Below are 18,792 nucleotides of genomic sequence, written 5' to 3'. Positions count from 1 at the left end.
CGGGTTCGCATAGCGGACGCGGGTAGTTGGGGGTCGAATCTTCTGGGATCACATGGCAATCAAGTTCTCCATGCAGGCAGCAACTGCAACGCCACGTCGCCGGGCCGGCCTGCGGGTGGCCGGCGGCATTGTGGCCGCGCTGGCGGTGTTTGGCCTGGCCGGGTATTTTGGCGGGCCACCGTTGATCAAATCGTTTGCAGCCAAGCAAGCCAGCGAAGCGCTGGGGCGCAAGGTCACGATTGGGGGTGCCGAGGTGCATCCGTTCTCGCTGGCCGTCGACGTTTCCGACATTACCATCTACGAGCCCGACGGCACCACGCCCATGCTGAGCGTGGGCGAAGCCAAGATCGATGGCGCCATCGCGTCACTGTGGCACTTCGCCCCGGTGGTGGATGCCGTGCATATCGACCGGCCCGCGCTGCATCTTGCGCGCGACGCCAACGGCCGCATGAACTACGCCGACATCGAGGAGCGCTTCGCGGCCAAGCCACCTGCGCCAAAATCCGAGCCGGCACGCTTCTCGGTCAACAATATCGCGCTGACCGGCGGCAGCCTGGTGTTCGACGACAAGCTGCTCAACCAGACGCAGCGCGTGGACAACCTGACCATCACGCTGCCGTTCCTGTCCAACCTGCCGCATGACGTGGAGATCGTCACCCGGCCCACGCTGAGCGCGAACATCAACGGCTCCGCGCTGGAGCTGGACGGCACCATGCTGCCATTCGCGGCATCACGCGAGACCCACCTCAATATCAATCTCGACGCCCTGGAGCTGGCGCGCTACATGCCGTTCGCGCCGAAGCTCAAGGATGCGGATATCAAGGGCGGGCTGCTGGATTCACGGCTGACGCTGGGCTTTATCCAGGACAAGGACAAGCAGGACGTCTTCCTGGCAGGCACCGCGGCGCTGCGCGAAGCCGATATCCGCAAGCATGATGGATCGCCCCTGGTGAAGGCCGGGCGGGTAGCCGTGGACATCGCGCGCATTGAACCGCTGGGGCGGATGGCCCACCTGCGCAGCCTCTCCGTGGAGGGCCTGGCCGTGCAGGCAGTGCGGCGCGCCGATGGCTCGCTCGACCTGGCCGACGCGTTCCTGCCGGAAGCCGCCAAGGCAGAAAAGCCTGCCCACGCGCCGGCTGCAGCCGCATCGGCAGCCGCGGCGGCCCCCGCATCCGCATCCGCGCCGGCCGTGGCCAAGGCCGGCCCTGCATCGGCACCCGCTGCCGCCGGCATTGCGCCGGTGCCTGAAAAGCCCTGGCGCTACGCGATCGACCAGATTACCGTCAAAGAGGCCCGCCTGGGCCTGCGCGACGACTCGGCGCCTTCCGGGCCCGGCACGCTCGCGCTCGGGCCGCTTGACGCCGACGTGGCGGGTCTTTCCGGCGACAGCGACAAGCCGGCCAAGGTGCAGGCCAAGCTGGCGATCGGCGAGGGCCAGACGCTCAGCCACGAAGGCGAGCTGTCCCTGCGTGGCGGCACCATGGACGGCACGCTGCAAGCCAGCGGCGTGAAGCCCCAAGGGTTTGCCGCATGGTGGCCGGCGGAGCTCCAGACCCGGCTTGGCGACACGGCCATCAATGCCGAGCTGCATTACAAGATGGCGTGGGGTGGCCCCGCCTTTGCCTTCTCGCTGGAAAAATCCCGCGTCGAACTGGCGCCGCTCTACCTGACCACCCGGGAGCCGGTGACGGTGGCGCAAGTGGCAGCCGCCACGACTGGCGCAAGCCAACCTGCCGCTGCCGATAGCGACCGCCGGCGCGACGCGCGCCGCGCGCGCGCCCGCGACGACAGCGACACCGCCAACCTGCCGGTGATGCTTGCCGAGCGCGTGGCGCTGGAGGACATCGCGTTCGATCTTGGCGCGCATTCCTTCCAGGCCGGCCAGTTGGTGGTCGCCAAGCCGCAGATCGCCATCACGCGTGACTTCCGCGGCGAATTGCTCGAAAGCGCGCGCCTGTGGGCTGTGCAATCCAGGCAGAAGTCCGCCCAACGCAGCACCGCCGTCCAGGCCAAGGCTGTCCAGCCCGAGAGCGCGGCTGCCGCCAAGCCATTGCCCTGGAAGGCGCAGCTCGGCAAGTTCACGCTCGATGGCGGCAGCCTGCGCGTGACCGACTATGCGCCCGCGGCCGCCAACCGCGACCGCCCCGTGGTCCATCAATTCCGCAATATCAGCCTCGGCACGGGCGCGCTCAACTGGCCGATGGCGGCCGGGGCCATCCCGGTGAAGTTCAAGGCCGATGTGGGCCGGCGCGGCGCGATGGCGCTCGACGGCACCGTGCTGCCTACCGGGCCCGCGGCGCAACTGCAGGTCGACTTCCGAGAACTGGACCTCGCGCCGCTGCAGCCCTACCTGGCCGACCGCTTCAACGCGGCGTTGCGTGGCGGCGCCGCTACCGTCAAGGGCCGCCTCGGCGTGGAGGCGCCCACCGGCAAGCCAATCGCCGCGCGCTTCACCGGCAACGCGCTGCTCGGCAATGTGCGCAGCGTCGACCGGGTGACCGGTGACGACTTCCTGCGCTGGCGCTCGCTCGCGGTGAACGGCATCGATTTCGCCATGGATGAGGCCAAGGGGCCGATGAAGCTCGGCGTGGCCGGTGTCGCGCTGTCGGATTTCTACGCGCGGGTGATCCTGAATGCCAACGGCCGCCTGAACCTGCAGGATGTGATGGCCGGCGGCGCGGCCAAGGGCGAGGCCGCGCCCAGCACCAGCCTGACGCAAGCCAATCCCGCTTCGCCGAGCGCCGCCAGCGCACCGGCCCCGGTGCCCGCGCCTGTGGCTTCCGCCGCGGCCAAGCCGCAGATCCGGATTGGCGGCGTGACGGTGGAGAAAGGCAACATCAATTTCTCGGACTTCTTCATCAAGCCGAACTACACCGCCAACCTGACCGACATGAAGGGCTCGGTCTCCAAGGTGTCCTCGACGGAGCCGGCGCCCGCCGACCTCACGCTGGCAGGCCGCATCGACGATGATGCGCCGGTCACGATCGACGGCAAGCTCAACCCGCTGGCCGATACGCTCTACCTCGATATCGCCGCCAAGGCCGCGGGCGTGGAGCTGACCCGGCTGACCCCGTACGCGGCCAAGTACGCTGGCTACCCGATCACCAAGGGCAAGCTCACGGTCGATGTGGCGTACAAGATCGAGAACGGCAAGCTGGACGCGCGCAACCACCTCTACCTCGACCAGCTCACCTTTGGCGACAAGGTCGACAGCCCTAGCGCGACCAAGCTGCCGGTGCTGCTGGCGGTCTCGCTGCTAAAGGACCGCAATGGTGTGATCGACATCAACCTGCCGGTGTCGGGCTCCTTGTCGGACCCGGAGTTCAGCATCGGTGGCGTGATCGTGCGGGTGATCGTCAATCTGCTCACCAAGGCCATCACCTCGCCGTTCTCGTTGATTGCTTCTGCCTTTGGCGGTGGCGACGAACTGGGCTACGTGGAGTTTGCGCCCGGCACCTCCACGCTCACGCCGGCGGCCACGCAGAAGATCGCGACACTGGGCAAGGCCCTGGCCGACCGCCCGGCGCTGCGCCTGGAGATCAGCGGCCGCATCGATCCCGCCACAGATACCGCCGGCGCCAAGCGCGCCTGGCTGGACGCGCGCGTGGCCGAGCAAAAGTCGCGCGAGATGCGCGCCAGCGCGAAGGCGGGCGCCGTGGCCGAAGAGAGCGAAGAGGGCGAGCAAGGCGCCAAGGTGACGGTGTCGCCTCAGGAGTACCCGAAGTACCTGGAAGCGGTCTACAAGCGCGCCTCCTTCAAGAAGCCACGCAATGTGGTCGGGCTGGCGAAATCCCTGCCCACCAAGGAGATGGAGGCGCTGCTGCTGGAGAATGCGCCGGTGACCGAGGTGGAACTCCGGCAATTGGCCGAGCAGCGGGCGCTGGCGGTCAAGCAGGCGCTGGAGCGCGATGCCAAGGTGCCGGAAAGCCGCCTGTTCCTGACCGCCTCGAAGCTCAACGCCGATGGCATCAAGGACAAGGGCGCACCCAACCGGGTCGATTTCACCATTCGGCAGTGAATCGCCGGCAAACCTGGCCTTGCCCGCGCAGGGGGTGGCGGTGCCGTCCCCTGCGCCCCGCGGCCCGGCCCAATCGGCGGGGCACGAGCAAAAAACGCTGTATCATTTCGCCCGGAATCGATACAGGAGTGCGTTTTGCAGCAGGAAGCCGTTGTTTACAAGACTTGGGTTTGCTTGATTTGCGGATGGGTCTACGACGAAGAGCAGGGCTGGCCGGACGATGGCATTGCCCCGGGCACGCGCTGGGATGACATTCCGGATGACTGGCGTTGCCCCGAATGTGACGTGGGCAAGGGCGAATTCGCGATGATCGAGATCTGATCGGCCGGACAGGCAAACGCAGCCAGGCAAACGACCAGCTACCGGGCGCTTCCGGCCCGGATGACGATATCTCACAGAGGGCGGCTTAGTGCCGCTGCATTTGCCGGCAGATGCCGGCGCGCTTGCGCTGCTCGGCGCAGCGCCGATAGCGCATGCGGTAGGGGTGGCTACAGCGCCAGATCGCCGTGGCCACGGTGACCAGCAGGAACGCCGCCATCAAGACAGCCAACAGGCTCAGTGTCATAGCGGCCCCCTTTTTCACAAGCAAGCCGGGAACGCTCGAAGCGTTCAGATCAGCAACGGAAGCGCCTCCAGCAAGGCCACCGCCAGCAGAGCCCCGAAGATCGCACCCGCCGCGCGGCAACTGATGCGCAAGGCCCGGGCTGTGAAGGGGATCCCGCCGAAGGCAATCATGCCGACCAACGCCATCGGAATCAGGAACACAAGATCATGTGACGTGAAGTGCAGCATTGCCGTCTCCTGTCTCTCTACTTGTGCTTCCAGTATAGAAAGTGTCGCAGGGAGGCCAAGGACGATGACATTGGGGTTGTCCCGTAAGCTGCATTTCGTCGGGACGCGTGCACAAGCCGCCTCGCCACATCCCTTGCTGCAGCCGCCGCCCGTGCCATATTGGCCTCTGGCGCGGGCGCCAGGGCAGTCACTGCCGCCGGCCTGCTGCAGCGCTGCATAAATTCCCCTTGTAGAGCGCGTAAAAACTTCCTAAAAATTGGTCAGGCCACTTTACCTCCTGGCCCAAATCATTTTCGGGACCGCGCGCCGACATGCCCCTGCAGCAGATCGAACCCCGCCGCCTTTACCGCCAGATTGCCGACCAGTTGCGCCGGCTGATCGAGAACGGGGAGTTTCCCGTGGGCGCGCGCCTGCCGCCGGAGCGAGACCTTGCGGTGCAACTGGGCGTATCGCGGCCGTCGGTGCGCGAAGCGCTGATCGCGCTGGAGGTGGAGGGTCTGGTGGAGGTGCGGATGGGCTCTGGCATCTACGCCTGTCCGCCGGAACGTGCGCGCGCTGCCAGCGTGATGGCCGAGCCGCCGCTGGATGTGATCCGCGCGCGCCAGACCATCGAAGGCGAGATGGCGGCCAACGCCGCGCGGCATGCCACGCCGGCCTTGCTGGAGGCGCTGGAAGAATCGATTGCCATCATGCAGGAGGAGGCCGGCGCCGGACAGATTCCGGTCAAGGGCGATCGCCTGTTCCATTTGCGGATTACCGAAGTCTCGGGCAATGCCGTGCTGCAGCGCCTGGTGGCCGAGTTGTTCGACGAGCGTCATAACCCGCTCTTTGCCCGTTTCGGCAGCCACTTCGAGAACGCGTCCAGCTGGCACGCGGCCATTGCCGAGCATCGCGCCGTGGTGGCAGCCATCGCCTCGGGCTCGCCGGATGCCGCGCGCGAGGCCATGTGCCTGCACCTGGAAGCCTCGCACAGCCGCTTCTACGCGGCGTGGCCCGCGGGCGCGCCAATCGAGCCCACCGAGCCCACCGAGCCAATCCCAACGCGGCGCAAGCCGCGCAAGCTTGCCGAGGAGTCATGATGTCCCTGGTCTGCCATATCCATGCGAGCGAAGACCTGCGTTTCACGCAGGTGGAGCCTGCCGCTCCCGGGCCGTTCGAGGTCGAGGTGCGCCTCGGCGCGGCTGGCATCTGCGGCTCGGACCTGCACTACTACTTCCACGGCAAGGTCGGCGCCTTCGTGATCCGCGAGCCGCTGACGCCGGGCCACGAAGCGGCCGGTATCGTCTCGCGCGTTGGCAGCGGTGTCACGCGCGTCGCGCCGGGCAACAAGGTGGCGATCAATCCCTCGCATGCGTGCGGGCAATGCGACTACTGCCGGGCTGGGCGCGACAACCTTTGCCGGAACATGCGTTTTCTCGGCAGCGCCAGCATCTATCCGCATGTGCAAGGCATGTTCCGCGAGCACTTCCTGATGCACGAGCGCCAGCTGACGCCGGTGGACAGCGATATCTCGCTGGGTGAGCTGGCGTTTGCCGAGCCGCTCTCGGTGGCGCTGCATGGTGTGAACCGCGCGGGCGAGCTGCTGGGCAAGACCGTGCTGGTCACCGGCGGCGGCACCATCGGCAGCCTGGCGGTGATGGCCGCGCGCCTGGCCGGCGCTGCGCACATCATCGCTTGCGATATCGCGGACCGCCCGCTCGAAGTGGCGTTGCAGGTTGGCGCCGACCAGGTGATCCGCACCGACCGGGAGCCGCCGCAGGCGCTGCAGGACCTCGCCGATGTCTGCCTGGAAGCCGCCGGCAGCGGCGCGGCGCTGGACACCTGCCTGCTGGCCGCGCGGCGTGGCGCGCGCATCGTGCAGATCGGCACGTTGCCGGCCGAGGGCCTGCACTTTCCGGCCAACAACATCATGGCGCGCGAGCTGGAGTATGTCGGCGCGTTCCGCTTCGGGCGCGAGTTCGACTGGGCCGTGCGCTACCTCACGCAACGCCGCCTCGACGTGCGCCCGCTGCTGTCGGCGCAGCTGCCGCTGGCGCAGGCCGTGGCGGCATTCACGCTGGCCGCCGACAAGACGCGCAGCACCAAGGTACAGCTCACCGCCGCATAGATCCATCCACGCAGCACCTGAGCGCCGCAAGCGCATCCGCAAGAGAGCGCAAGGCCCACCACACCGAAGGAGACGAAGCATGAAGCCATTTTCCCTGCGCCTGCCGTCAACGTTGCTGCCGGCCGCCCTTGTGCTGGCAACCTGCGTGGCCAGCCTGGCCTGCGGCAGCGCGCTGGCCCAGACCAAGCTCAAATGGGCGCACGTGTATGAGACCTCGGAGCCGTTTCACAAGTGGTCGGTGTGGGCCGCCGAGGAGATCAAGAAGCGCAGCAACGGCAGGTACCAGATCGATGTGTTCCCCGCCTCCCAGCTCGGCAAGGAGAACGACATCAACCAGGGCCTGGCGATGGGCTCGGTCGATATCATCATCTCGGGTTCCAGCTTTGCCGCCAAGTCGTTTCCGCGCATCGGCGTGACCTACTACCCCTACACCTTCCGCGACGCCAACCACCTGCTGGCCTATACCAAGAGCGATATCTACAAGGAACTCACGCGCGGCTACGAGGAAAAATCGGGCAACCACATCGTCGCCACGACTTACTACGGGACGCGCCAGTCCACCTCCAACAAGCCTTTCTCGCATTGCGCCGAGATGAAGGGCCTGAAGATGCGCGTGCCCGATGTGCCAGCCTACCTTGCCATGCCGCGCGCCTGCGGTGTGAATACCTCGCCGATTGCCTTTGCCGAGGTGTACCTGGCGCTGCAGAACGGCACCGTGGAGGCACAGGAGAACCCGCTGCCCACCATCGAAGCCAAGAAATTCTATGAGGTGCAGAAGTACATCGTGCTCACGGGCCATATCGTCGACCACCTCAACACGGTGATCTCGGGCGGCCTGTGGAAGAAGCTCTCCGAGGCCGACCGCAAGATGTTCAGCGACGTGGCGCAGGAAGCCGCCACGCGCGCCACCGCCGACGTGGTGGCACGCGAGAAGGAGCTGGTGGCGGTATTCAAGCAAAAGGGCCTGACGGTCACCGACATCAATGTGCCGGAGTACCGCGACGCGGTGCTGAAGAACGTGAGCTTTGAATCGCAGGGTTATCGCAAGGCCGACTGGGACAAGATCCAGGCCGTGCAGTGACCCCGGCGGCAGGCGCCAGATGCCAGATCAAAGATCAGGCAGATCGCAGTCTTTGCGGAGCAACACCATGGAAATGCGTTCCCGACTTGCCGATGACCTTCCCGCGCAGGCCGTTGCCGGCGAGACCTCAGGCGGTGCGCCGCAACTGGCCACCGTCGCGGAGCTGGCGCACAGCTTCGAGGAGGCGGACAACAAGCAGGTGGACCTTGCCGGCTACGCCGCCGAGGACTGGTTCACGCTGGGCTTGTTCTGGCTCATGACCGCGCTGGTCTTCCTGCAGTTCTTCACCCGCTACGTGATGAACGACTCGCTGGCCTGGACCGAGGAGCTGGCCACCTACTGCCTGATCGGCGTGGTGTTCATCGGCGCGGCCATGTGCGTGCGCAAGAGCCGGCATATCCAGGTGGACCTGATCTACCGCTACCTGCCGCATGCGCTGGCACGCGTGCTGTCCACGCTGGTGGACATTGTGCGCACTGCCTTTCTCGGCTATGCGGGCTGGCTGGTCTGGCGCTACATCCTGGTAGTGGGCGACGAGCCGATGACCACCATCGCGTGGAACAAGAGCTGGATCTACTACCTGGTGCTGGCAGGATTCGTGCTGATGTGCCTGCGCTCCTGCCAGGTGAGCTGGCTGAACTGGACGCAGGGTTTTTCCATCCTGGAGCGCCCCGAAGCGTTCGAGGCCAGCGACGACTGACAACGACCGACGACAACCGACGACCGACGTCCAACCCGGAGCGCCCCCCGCCATGTGGATCCTGATTGTCTCCTTCCTGCTGCTGATGCTGGTGGGCCTGCCGGTCGCCATTGCGATGGCGGTGGCTTCGCTGCTGTATATCTGGGCCTCCGGCACGGTGCCGGACGTGATCCTGGCGCAGCGCATGATTGCCGGCGTGGAGAGCTTCCCGCTCCTGGCCGTGCCCTTCTTCATCCTCGCCGGCAACCTGATGAACGTGGCCGGCATCACCGGGCGCATCTATAACTTCGCCGTGGCGCTGGTGGGCTGGATGCGCGGCGGGCTGGGCCACGTCAACATCATCGGCTCGGTGATCTTCTCCGGCATGTCGGGCACCGCCATTGCCGATGCGGCCGGCCTGGGCACCATCGAGATCAAGGCCATGCAGGACCACGGCTACGAGACCGAGTTCGCGGTGGGCGTGACGGCGGCCTCGGCCACGCTCGGGCCGATCATCCCGCCGTCGCTGCCGTTCGTGATCTACGGCATGATGGCCAATGTGTCGATCGGCTCGCTGTTCCTGGCTGGCATCGTGCCGGGCCTGGTGCTGACCTTGTTCATGATGGGCACGGTGGCGTGGTTTGCCCACCGCCGCGGCTGGGGCAGCGATACGGCGTTCTCCTGGAAGCTGCTGGGCAACGCCAGCGTCGAGATCGCGGTGGTGCTGGCCTTTCCGCTGGCGATCTGGCTGATGACGCGCTTTGGCGTGTCCACCAACGTGGCCGCGCTGATCGCCCTGGCGGTGCTGCTGGCGCTGGACTGGTACTTCGACTTTTCCGCGGTGATGGCGCTGATGGCGCCGGTGATCCTGATCGGCGGCATGACGCTGGGCTGGTTCACGCCGACCGAGGCCGCCGTGGCGGCGGTGATCTGGGCGCTGTTCCTCGGGCTGGTGCGCTACCGCTCCATGACGCTGCGCTCGCTGGCCAAGGCCACGCTCGACACCATCGAGACCACCGCATCGGTGCTGTTCATCGTCACCGCGGCATCGATCTTCGCCTGGCTGCTCACCACCAGCCAGGCCGCGCAGATGCTGTCCGACGCCATCCTTGGCTTCACCCACAACAAATGGGTGTTCCTGCTGCTGGCCAATGTGCTGATCCTGATCGTGGGCTGCTTTATCGACACCACGGCGGCGATCACCATCCTGGTCCCGATCCTGCTGCCCATCGTGCTCAAGCTCGGCATCGACCCGATCCACTTCGGGCTGGTGATGACGCTCAACCTGATGATCGGCCTGCTGCATCCGCCGCTGGGGATGGTGCTGTTCGTGCTGGCGCGTGTGGCCAAGCTGTCGGTGGAGCGCACCACCGTGGCCATCCTGCCGTGGCTGGTGCCATTGTTCCTGACGTTGATCGCCATCACCTATTTCCCGGCGATCACGCTGTGGCTGCCGAACCTGGTGGGCAGCAAATGAGCGCCACCATCGTCGAGGTCGAACTGCTGCAGGTGGACCTGCCGCCGCGCGTGCCGCGCTCAGACGCCATCCAGTCCTTCGTCACGCAGGAAACGCCCATGGTGCGCATCCGCTGCGACGATGGCACCGAGGGCACGGGCTACGCCTACACCATCGGCACCGGCGGCTCATCGGTGATGGCGCTGCTGCGCGATCACCTGGCGCCACGCCTGATCGGGCGCGATCCCGCCCAGATCGAGGCGATCTGGCGCGAGTTGCTGTTCGCCACGCACGCCACCTCGGTCGGCGCCATCACCAGCCTGGCGCTGGCCGCCATCGATACGGCGCTGTGGGACTGGCGCTGCCGGCGCGACGGGCAGCCCCTGTGGCTCGCCGCCGGCGGGGCACAACCGCGCGTGCCGGTCTACACCACCGAAGGCGGCTGGCTGCACCTGGATGCCGATACGCTGGTGAGCGAGGCCGTGGCGGCGCGCGAGGCGGGTTTTCGCGGGGCCAAGCTGAAGGTGGGCCGCACGCGGGCGAGCGAGGACGTGGCGCGCCTGGCAGCGGTGCGTGCTGCCGTGGGTGACGGCTTCGAGCTGATGGTGGATGCCAACCAGTGCTTCACCGCTGCCGAGGCCATCCGGCGCGCGCCGCGCTACGCCGAGCTGGGCATCGCGTGGTTCGAGGAGCCGCTGCCGGCCGACGATATCGGCGGGCACGTGCGGCTGGCCGCATCCACCCCGGTGCCCATCGCGGTGGGCGAGTCGTTGTACTCGCCCGGCCAGTTTGCCGAGTACGTGCGCCAGGGCGCCTGCGGCATCGTGCAGGCCGATGTGGCACGCATTGGCGGCATCACGCCCTGGCTCAAGGTGGCGCACCTGGCCGAAGCCCACAACCTGTCGATCTGCCCGCACTTCCTGATGGAGCTGCATGTGTCGCTATGCGCCGCGGTGCCCAACGCGGCCTGGGTGGAGTACATCCCGCAGCTCGACGAGATTGCCGCCAGCAGCGTGCGCATCGAGGCTGGCCATGCCATCGCCCCGGACGCGCCGGGCCTTGGCATCGAATGGGACTGGGCCGCGATCGGGCGCCGCACAGTGGCGCGCGCGCTGGTTTCCTGATGATTTCACCGGCTACGAAAACGTGGCCGGAACCGCTTATGGAGAATGACTGATGACGCAACGACTCGCCGGCAAGCTGGCCCTCGTCACCGCGGCCGGGCAGGGCATTGGCCGCGCCACCGCCGAAGCCTATCTGCGTGAAGGCGCGCGCGTGATCGCCGCCGATATCAACGCGCGCTTGCTCGAGGCGCTGGCCGGCCAGCCCGGCTGCACCACGCTGCGGCTGGACGTGACGGACGGCGCCGCGGTGCAGGCTGCTGCGAAGCAGGCCGGCGCGCTCGATATCCTGTTCAACGGCGCGGGCTTCGTGCACCACGGCACCATCCTGGAATGCGACGAAGCGGCGTTCGATTTCTCGATGAACCTGAACGTGCGCGCCATGTACAGCATGATGCGCGCCTTCCTGCCCGCCATGGTGGCGCAGCGCCGCGGCTCGATCATCAACATGGCGTCGGTGGCAGGCAGCATCAAGGGCGCGCCCAACCGCTTCGTCTACGGCGCCACCAAGGCGGCGGTGATCGGCATGACCAAGTCGGTGGCGGCGGACTACATCGGCCACGGCATCCGCTGCAATGCGATCTGTCCCGGCACGGTGGAGTCGCCCTCGCTGCGCCAGCGCATCGCGGACCAGGCGCGTGATGGCGGCAGGAGCCTGGCCGAGGTGGAAGCCGCCTTTGTGGCCCGCCAGCCGATGGGACGCATCGGCAGCGCCGCAGAGATCGCCGCGCTGGCGGTGTACCTCGGCTCGGACGAATCGGCATTCACCACCGGCACGGCGCAGGTGATCGACGGTGGCTGGTCCAACTGAGGCGGCACATCCCGCTCGTCCCCTCTCAGCCACCCGCCCGGAGCCAGCATGCCAGCCGATCACATTCTCAATGTCATCCGCATCCATCCCGCCGACGACATCGTCATCGCCTGCCGCCAATTGGTGCCGGGCACCGTCATCGCCGCCGAGGGCGTGACCGTCGCCAGCCTGGTGCCGCCAGGGCACAAGCTCGCCGTGCGCGCCATTGCCGCGGGCGCGCCGGTGCGGCGCTACAACCAGATCATCGGCTTTGCGCGCCAGCCGATCGCGCCGGGCCAGCACGTGCATACGCATAACCTGGCCATGGGCGAGTTCGCACGCGAACACGCTGCCGGCGCCGATGCGCGCGCCACCGAATACGTTGACGCACCTGCCAGCTTCGACGGCATCATCCGCGCCGACGGCAGCGTGGCCACCCGCAACTACATCGGCATCCTTACCTCGGTGAACTGCTCGGCCACGGTGGCGCGTGCCATTGCCGATCACTTCCGGCGCGAGCTTCGCCCCGAGGCGCTGGCCGCGTTTCCCAACGTGGATGGCGTGGTGGCGCTCACGCATGGCGCGGGATGCGCCACCGATAGCGAGGGCGAGAACCTGCGGGTGTTGCGCCGCACGCTGGCGGGCTACGCGCGCCACCCGAACTTTGCCGCGGTGCTGGTGGTGGGGCTGGGCTGCGAGGCCAACCAGATCGATGGCCTGCTGGCCGAGGAGGATCTCGCTGGCATGGCCGGCGGCCCGCGCCTGCATGCGTTCAACATCCAGGACAGCGGCGGCACCGCTGGCGCGGTGGCGCGCGGCGTGGCCATCGTGCAGGACCTGCTTGCCGATGCCAATCGCGTGCGCCGGCAAGCCGTGCCGGCGAGCCACATCACGGTGGGCCTGCAATGCGGCGGCTCGGATGGCTACTCCGGGCTGACTGCCAACCCGGCGCTGGGCGCGGCCGTGGATCTGCTGGTACGCCATGGCGGCGGCGCCATTCTGTCCGAGACGCCTGAGATCTACGGCGCCGAGCATCTGCTGACGCGCCGCGCGGCGTCGCCGGCGGTGGCCGCGCGCCTGCTGGCGCGGATCCGCTGGTGGGAAGACTATTGCGCGCGCAACCACGGCAGCATGGACAACAACCCCTCGGCCGGCAACAAGGCCGGCGGGCTCACCACCATCCTGGAGAAGTCGCTAGGCGCGGTGGCCAAGAGCGGCACCACCAATCTGGTGGAGGTCTACGAGTTCGCGCAGCCGGTGCGCGCGCGCGGCCTGGTCTTCATGGACACGCCCGGCTACGACCCGGTCTCGGCCACTGGCCAGGTGGCGGGCGGCGCCAACCTGATCTGCTTTACCACCGGGCGCGGCTCGGCCTATGGCTGCGCGCCATCGCCCTCGCTCAAGCTGGCGACCAACAGCGCGTTGTGGCAAAGGCAGGCCGACGACATCGACATCAACTGCGGCGACATCGTCGACGGCGGTGCCAGCATCGCGCACAAGGGCGAGCAGATTTTCCGGCTGATGCTGGAGACCGCATCGGGGCGAAAGACCAAGAGCGAGCTGCATGGCTACGGGCAGAACGAGTTCGTGCCGTGGTCGCTGGGCGCGGTCATGTAAGCGCGAGCGGGCGCAGCGAACCATCAAAAAAAACCACGCAGGAGAGAGCATGAAGATCACCGCCGCGCGCGTCATCGTGTGTTCCCCGGGACGCAACTTCGTGACGCTGAAGATCGAGACCGACGAGGGCCTGAGCGGCATCGGCGACGCCACGCTCAACGGCCGCGAGCTGGCCGTGGCGAGTTACCTGGAGGACCACGTGGCGCCCTGCCTGATCGGGCGCGACCCGCACCAGGTGGAGGACATCTGGCAGTACCTGTATCGCGGCGCGTACTGGCGGCGCGGGCCGGTGACCATGAGCGCGATCGCCGCCGTCGATACCGCGCTGTGGGACATCAAGGCCAAGGCAGCGGGCATGCCGCTTTACCAGTTGCTGGGCGGCAAGAGCCGCACCGGCGTGATGGTGTACGGCCACGCCAATGGCAGCGATATCGAGTCCACGGTGGACGAGGTGCTGCGTTACAAGGAAATGGGCTACCGCGCGGTGCGCGCGCAATCGGGCGTGCCGGGGCTTAACAAGGTGTATGGCGTGTCGTCGGACCGCCTGTTCTACGAGCCGGCTGATGCCTCGCTGCCGTCGGAGCACGACTGGAGCACGGAGCGCTACCTGGACCACACGCCGCGCCTGTTCGAGAAGGTACGCGACGCGGCTGGCTGGGATCTGCACCTGCTGCACGACGTGCACCACCGGCTCACGCCGATCGAGGCGGCTCGCCTGGGCAAGTCGCTGGAGCCGTTCCGCCTGTTCTGGATGGAAGACGCCACGCCCGCGGAGCACCAGGAGAGCTTCCGGCTGATCCGCCAGCACACCACCACGCCGCTGGCGGTGGGCGAGGTCTTCAACACCATCTGGGACTGCAAGACGCTGATCCAGGAGCAGTTGATCGACTACATCCGCGCCACCGTGGTCCATGCGGGTGGCATCACGCACCTGCGCCGCATCGCGGACTTCGCCGCGATGCACCAGGTCCGCACCGGCTCGCATGGCGCGACCGACCTTTCGCCGGTGTGCATGGGCGCCGCGCTGCATTTCGACCTGTGGGTGCCCAACTTCGGCATCCAGGAATACATGCGTCATAGCGAGGAGACGGATGCGGTGTTCCCGCACGCCTACACCTTTGCCAACGGCATGCTGTATCCCGGCGATGCGCCGGGACATGGCGTGGATATCGATGAGACGCTGGCGGCCAGGTATCCCTATCAACGCGCTTACCTGCCGGTGAATCGGCTTGCCCACGATGGCACGCTGTGGCACTGGTAGTTCCAATGCCAGGCAAACACAGGCAGGCACCATGACGACGCCAAGACTGCATCCCGACACGCTCGCGCGGCTTCCGCATGACGTACTGCGCCCGCGCTATGCGCGCGAGCGCCTGCGTGGCGGCATTGTCCACCTGGGCATCGGCGCCTTTCACCGCGCGCACCAGGCGGCGGCGACGGAGGCCGCGCTGCACGCCGATGCCGCCGACGCGCACTCGCTAGACTGGGGCATCGTCGGCGTCTCGCTGCGCCGGCCTGACACGCGCGACGCGCTGGCGCCACAGCAAGGCCTGTACACGCTGGCGCTGCGCGGGGTGCGGGACGACGGCAGCCGCTTCACGCAGTTGCAGGTGATCGGCGCGGTGATTGCGGTGCTGGTGGCCGCCGATGATCCCGATGCCGTGCTGGAGCGCATCGCGCATGCGGACGCGCGCATCGTCAGCCTTACTGTGACGGAGAAGGGTTACTGCCATGACCCCGCCACCGGCACATTGAACTTCAACGACCCGGGCATCGCGCACGACCTGCTGCACGCGGGCGCCCCGGTGACCGCCATCGGCTATCTGGCGCGCGGCCTGCAACGGCGCATGGCACGCGGCCTGCCGCCGCTGACCTTGCTCAGCTGCGACAATATCGCCGCCAACGGTGACACGCTGCGCGGCTTGCTGCTGGCCTTCTGCGCCCGCGTGGATGGCGCGCTCCACGATTGGGTGGCAGAGCGCTGCGGCTTTCCCAATGCCATGGTCGACCGCATCGTGCCCAAGACCACCGTGGACGATGCCGCCCGCATCAGCGCCGCGCTTGGCGTGGAGGACGCATGGCCGGTGGTGGGCGAGCCCTTCCTGCAGTGGGTGATGGAAGACCGCTTCGTGGCCGGCCGGCCACGCTGGGAGGTGGGCGGCGCGCAGTTTGTCGAACACGCGCACCCGTTCGAGACGCTCAAGCATCGCCTGGTCAACGGCAGCCATTCGACCATGGCTTACCTGGGCATGGTGGCCGGGTGGGCCACCACCGACCGCGCCATCGCCGTGCCGGCTGTGCGCGCGCTGGTGGACGGCATGATGGAGCAGGAAATGCTGCCAACCTTGCCCGCGCTGCCGGGGCTGGACACCGCGGCCTACCGGCGCGACCTGCTGGCGCGCTTTGCCAATCCCGCGCTGCAGCATAAGACCAGCCAGATTGCCATGGACGGCTCGCAGAAGATCCCGCAGCGCTTGCTGGCGCCGATCCGCGAGCGCTTGCGTGCCGGTGCCCCGTTTCCGCGCCTGGCGCTGGGCGTGGCCGGCTGGCTGCATTTCCTGCGCGGCCGGGACGAGCACGGCGCCGAGTACCGTATCGAAGACCCGCTGGCCTCTTCGCTGCATGCCTTGCTGGCCGCGGCCGATGCCCGGCGTGCAGGGGAAGCGGATCGCATCGCGGCCATCGCGTCGTTTACGCCGGTGTTCGGGGATCTGGCTGCTTCGCGGGTGTTCGTCGAAACGCTGGCCAAGCCTACGCGCATGCTGCGCGAGCGCGGCGTGCTGGCGACACTCGCGGCGGTCGCCGGCACGCAGGACAGCTCCGCCTGAACGGATCGCCGAGCGCCAAGTACCGATCCTGCCACCCGCGCGTGGCACGTTGCGGCGCCAACGTGGCGCCGGCCCGCCTCCAGCACTTATTTGCGCGTGTGCGGTCAAACGATCAGGCCGGCGTGTCCTATGCTGTGCAGATACGCAGGCCTGATCAGCAATCGAGTCGCAGCTTGCGTATTTCAAGCGCTACCGCAGCGCAACAGCATATCCGGAGGTGGCTATGGAACTTCACATGCAATCGCACCACTACGTGCGCCGCATGCCAGACTGGACCGCGGCAGCGGTGTCGGGGCTGGCGGCCGGGGCGCTGCTGATGGTGATCGAGCTGTTCTGGTCGACGATGGTGGCGGGCATCAACCCGTGGGGCACGACGCGGATGATCGCGGCGATCCTGATGGGGCAGGACGTGCTCCAGACTTCGTTGTTCAGCGTGAGTACCGTGGCCGCGGCGCTGATGATCCACTTTGTGCTCGGCGCGGTGCTGGGCATGATCCTGGCAGCGATCATCGCGCCATTTCACCTGGATTCGAGCACGGGCCTGGCGTTGCTCACCGGCGCGGTATTCGGCATTGCCGTGTACCTGTTCAACTTCTACGGCATGACGCGCTTTTTCACCTGGTTCGCCGATGCGCGTGGCTGGCATACGCTGGTTGGCCACATGATCTTTGGCATGACCGCTGCCATTGCCTACTGGAAGCTCGAAAGCAAGGATGTATCTCACTGAGCACGCAAACCGGAGGAAATACCAGCCAATCCATTAGCGAATCCATCAGCGAATCCATCGGCGCGTGCCGCGGCGCATCCTTGTTTTCATTGCCCTGCGTCTACGCGCGGTTTAGCGGTTTAGCGATTTAGACCCGCGCATTGCCACTACACGGGCCGTGCGGGCTGGCGGCGGCGGAGGAAAGCATCGGCTTTCTCCGCCGCTTTTTGTTTTGCCGCTGGTGGCGCGTAGCCGGGCCGATCTTGTGTGGCATCGCACCCAAAGCGCTGTCAAGGCCGCCTTGCCGGTGGCGGACCAGATGCACTAGTCTTATCTCAGCTTGCGTGTAGTTTGCAGCCATCTGTACGCAAGCGGGGAGGGTCGGTATGGCGATAGCCATTGCAATCGTGATCGTCGTCGTTGCTTCGGTGCTCTTCCATTTCCTGAGCCCGTGGTGGGCGACGCCGCTTGCCTCCAACTGGAAGCAGATGGACGACACGCTGACCATCACGCTGGTCATCACCGGCATCTTCTTCGTCATCATCAACCTGTTCGTCGCCTACATCGTCTGGCGCTTTCGCCATCGCGACGGCGCGCGCGCGGCCTATCAGCCGGAGAACCGCAAGCTGGAGCTGTGGCTGACCGCCGGCACCACGCTTGGGGTGATTGCGCTGCTGGCGCCGGGCCTGTTCGTCTATGCCGAGTACGTGCGCCCGCCTGGCGACGCCATGGTCCTGGAGGTGGTGGGCCAGCAGTGGCAGTGGGGCTTTCGCTTTCCCGGCCGGGGCGGCCAGCTCGGCACCTCGGACCCGCGCTTTGTCTCGCCTGCCAATCCGCTGGGCGTGAACCCGGACGACCCGCGCGGGCAGGACGACATCATCGTCGCCGGCCAGGAAGTCCATCTGCCGCTGAATCGGCCGGTCAAGGTGCTGCTGCGCTCCAAGGACGTGCTCCACGATTTCTACGTGCCGCCGTTTCGCGCCCGCATGAACATGGTGCCAGGCACCGTCACGTCGTTCTGGTTCACGCCGACCAAGGCGGGTACGTACGAGATCCTGTGCGCGCAACTGTGCGGGGTCGGCCACTACAACATGCGCGGCCATGTGGTGGTGGAGGACGAGGCAGCGTTCCAGGCATGGCTTGCGCGCCAGCCGACGTTCGCGCTGACCATGGTGAAGACGCCCGCTGTGGCGGCAGGGGCAGCGCCTGCTGGCGCGCCGGCGGCCGATACGCTCGCCGAGCAGGGCCGCGCGCTGGCACAGAGCAAGGGCTGCGTGGGTTGCCACAGCATGGATGGCACCGTTGGCGTGGGGCCAAGCTGGAAGGGCTTGTATGGCAGTACCGGGACCTTTGCCGACGGCAGCAGCGCGAAGGTCGACGACGCCTACCTGAAGACGGAGATCACCGATCCGCAGGCACGCCTGGTCAAGGGTTTCGGCCCGCTCATGCCAAAGATGGCCCTGAGCGACGAGGAGGTGAGCGCGCTGATTGCCTACATCCGCGCCAACGGCGCGCCCGGCGCGGCGACGCAGGCGGGCGCCGCGTCCGGCGCTGCGGCCAGGTAGATCGCAGGCAGGTTGCAAGGAAGGCTACAGGA

General features: G+C 67.1%; 16 protein-coding genes. 14 read left to right on the top strand and 2 right to left on the bottom strand.

Annotated elements, in window-relative coordinates; translation table 11 throughout:
- Window positions 1–52: 52 nt before the first annotated feature.
- On the top strand, window positions 53–4,018 hold the full coding sequence (locus tag F7R26_RS33625) for a DUF748 domain-containing protein (protein ID WP_150987376.1): 3,966 nt from the start codon (window positions 53–55) through the stop codon (window positions 4,016–4,018).
- 135 nt (window positions 4,019–4,153) lie between these two features.
- Window positions 4,154–4,339: a rubredoxin gene (locus tag F7R26_RS33620; RefSeq protein WP_150987378.1), complete on the top strand. Its 186-nt coding sequence runs from the start codon at window positions 4,154–4,156 to the stop codon at window positions 4,337–4,339.
- Between the two features lie 85 nt (window positions 4,340–4,424).
- Here F7R26_RS33620 and F7R26_RS33615 read toward each other — a convergent pair whose 3' ends face one another.
- Together F7R26_RS33615 and F7R26_RS33610 are read right to left on the bottom strand one after the other, a co-directional pair.
- Window positions 4,425–4,583 (bottom strand): hypothetical protein, encoded by a 159-nt coding sequence (locus F7R26_RS33615; protein ID WP_170301920.1) that lies wholly within the window; start codon window positions 4,581–4,583, stop codon window positions 4,425–4,427.
- A 44-nt stretch (window positions 4,584–4,627) separates the two neighbouring features.
- On the bottom strand, window positions 4,628–4,810 hold the full coding sequence (locus F7R26_RS33610) for a hypothetical protein (RefSeq protein ID WP_006163669.1): 183 nt from the start codon (window positions 4,808–4,810) through the stop codon (window positions 4,628–4,630).
- Between the two features lie 311 nt (window positions 4,811–5,121).
- Here F7R26_RS33610 and F7R26_RS33605 point away from each other — a divergent pair, with 311 nt between their 5' ends.
- The 12 genes from F7R26_RS33605 to F7R26_RS33550 all read left to right on the top strand — a co-directional run bounded on the left by F7R26_RS33605 (window position 5,122) and on the right by F7R26_RS33550 (window position 18,760).
- Window positions 5,122–5,889, top strand: coding sequence for a FadR/GntR family transcriptional regulator (locus F7R26_RS33605; protein WP_150987380.1), 768 nt, complete (start codon window positions 5,122–5,124; stop codon window positions 5,887–5,889).
- Window positions 5,889–6,917, top strand: a complete 1,029-nt coding sequence (locus tag F7R26_RS33600; RefSeq protein WP_150987460.1) for an L-idonate 5-dehydrogenase — start codon at window positions 5,889–5,891, stop codon at window positions 6,915–6,917. The genes F7R26_RS33605 and F7R26_RS33600 overlap by 1 nt, the downstream gene beginning before the upstream one ends.
- Before the next feature lie 79 nt (window positions 6,918–6,996).
- Window positions 6,997–7,998, top strand: a complete 1,002-nt coding sequence (locus tag F7R26_RS33595; RefSeq protein ID WP_150987382.1) for a sialic acid TRAP transporter substrate-binding protein SiaP — start codon at window positions 6,997–6,999, stop codon at window positions 7,996–7,998.
- 67 nt (window positions 7,999–8,065) lie between these two features.
- Window positions 8,066–8,698: a TRAP transporter small permease gene (locus F7R26_RS33590; RefSeq protein ID WP_150987384.1), complete on the top strand. Its 633-nt coding sequence runs from the start codon at window positions 8,066–8,068 to the stop codon at window positions 8,696–8,698.
- Between the two features lie 52 nt (window positions 8,699–8,750).
- On the top strand, window positions 8,751–10,154 hold the full coding sequence (locus F7R26_RS33585) for a TRAP transporter large permease (protein ID WP_150987386.1): 1,404 nt from the start codon (window positions 8,751–8,753) through the stop codon (window positions 10,152–10,154).
- Entirely contained in the window at window positions 10,151–11,257 is a 1,107-nt protein-coding gene (locus F7R26_RS33580) for a mandelate racemase/muconate lactonizing enzyme family protein (protein ID WP_150987388.1), read from the top strand. Before F7R26_RS33585 ends, F7R26_RS33580 begins: the two co-directional genes overlap by 4 nt.
- A gap of 52 nt (window positions 11,258–11,309) precedes the next feature.
- On the top strand, window positions 11,310–12,065 hold the full coding sequence (locus F7R26_RS33575; protein WP_150987391.1) for an SDR family oxidoreductase: 756 nt from the start codon (window positions 11,310–11,312) through the stop codon (window positions 12,063–12,065).
- A 48-nt stretch (window positions 12,066–12,113) separates the two neighbouring features.
- Window positions 12,114–13,661 (top strand): UxaA family hydrolase, encoded by a 1,548-nt coding sequence (locus F7R26_RS33570; protein ID WP_150987393.1) that lies wholly within the window; start codon window positions 12,114–12,116, stop codon window positions 13,659–13,661.
- 49 nt (window positions 13,662–13,710) lie between these two features.
- Window positions 13,711–14,922 (top strand): D-mannonate dehydratase ManD, encoded by a 1,212-nt coding sequence (gene manD, locus F7R26_RS33565; protein WP_150987396.1) that lies wholly within the window; start codon window positions 13,711–13,713, stop codon window positions 14,920–14,922.
- Window positions 14,923–14,953: 31 nt separating this feature from the next.
- Window positions 14,954–16,489 carry a mannitol dehydrogenase family protein gene (locus tag F7R26_RS33560; protein ID WP_150987398.1) on the top strand — a complete coding sequence of 512 codons (1,536 nt, stop codon included), beginning with the start codon at window positions 14,954–14,956 and terminating at the stop codon, window positions 16,487–16,489.
- Between the two features lie 223 nt (window positions 16,490–16,712).
- The gene (locus F7R26_RS33555) at window positions 16,713–17,216 is read left to right on the top strand and encodes a hypothetical protein (protein ID WP_150987400.1); all 504 of its coding nucleotides are present in this window, start codon (window positions 16,713–16,715) and stop codon (window positions 17,214–17,216) included.
- Window positions 17,217–17,581: 365 nt separating this feature from the next.
- A complete protein-coding gene (locus F7R26_RS33550) occupies window positions 17,582–18,760 on the top strand; it encodes a cytochrome c oxidase subunit II (RefSeq protein ID WP_150987402.1) in 1,179 nt (392 codons plus the stop codon).
- Window positions 18,761–18,792: the final 32 nt, after the last annotated feature.

This window comes from Cupriavidus basilensis (assembly GCF_008801925.2).
Lineage (GTDB): Bacteria > Pseudomonadota > Gammaproteobacteria > Burkholderiales > Burkholderiaceae > Cupriavidus > Cupriavidus basilensis.
The sequence above is the reverse complement of the archived record's forward strand: the minus strand, read 5'-3'. Positions and strand labels throughout refer to the sequence as shown.

Coding starts and splice junctions, on each gene's coding strand:
- manD (WP_150987396.1), top strand. CDS start 13,711: ATGAAGATCACCGCCGCGCGCGTCATCGTGTGTTCCCCGGGACGCAAC.
- F7R26_RS33550 (WP_150987402.1), top strand. CDS start 17,582: ATGGCGATAGCCATTGCAATCGTGATCGTCGTCGTTGCTTCGGTGCTC.
- F7R26_RS33590 (WP_150987384.1), top strand. CDS start 8,066: ATGGAAATGCGTTCCCGACTTGCCGATGACCTTCCCGCGCAGGCCGTT.
- F7R26_RS33575 (WP_150987391.1), top strand. CDS start 11,310: ATGACGCAACGACTCGCCGGCAAGCTGGCCCTCGTCACCGCGGCCGGG.
- F7R26_RS33560 (WP_150987398.1), top strand. CDS start 14,954: ATGACGACGCCAAGACTGCATCCCGACACGCTCGCGCGGCTTCCGCAT.
- F7R26_RS33580 (WP_150987388.1), top strand. CDS start 10,151: ATGAGCGCCACCATCGTCGAGGTCGAACTGCTGCAGGTGGACCTGCCG.
- F7R26_RS33625 (WP_150987376.1), top strand. CDS start 53: ATGGCAATCAAGTTCTCCATGCAGGCAGCAACTGCAACGCCACGTCGC.
- F7R26_RS33595 (WP_150987382.1), top strand. CDS start 6,997: ATGAAGCCATTTTCCCTGCGCCTGCCGTCAACGTTGCTGCCGGCCGCC.
- F7R26_RS33605 (WP_150987380.1), top strand. CDS start 5,122: ATGCCCCTGCAGCAGATCGAACCCCGCCGCCTTTACCGCCAGATTGCC.
- F7R26_RS33615 (WP_170301920.1), bottom strand. CDS start 4,583: ATGACACTGAGCCTGTTGGCTGTCTTGATGGCGGCGTTCCTGCTGGTC.
- F7R26_RS33585 (WP_150987386.1), top strand. CDS start 8,751: ATGTGGATCCTGATTGTCTCCTTCCTGCTGCTGATGCTGGTGGGCCTG.
- F7R26_RS33600 (WP_150987460.1), top strand. CDS start 5,889: ATGTCCCTGGTCTGCCATATCCATGCGAGCGAAGACCTGCGTTTCACG.
- F7R26_RS33570 (WP_150987393.1), top strand. CDS start 12,114: ATGCCAGCCGATCACATTCTCAATGTCATCCGCATCCATCCCGCCGAC.
- F7R26_RS33555 (WP_150987400.1), top strand. CDS start 16,713: ATGGAACTTCACATGCAATCGCACCACTACGTGCGCCGCATGCCAGAC.
- F7R26_RS33610 (WP_006163669.1), bottom strand. CDS start 4,810: ATGCTGCACTTCACGTCACATGATCTTGTGTTCCTGATTCCGATGGCG.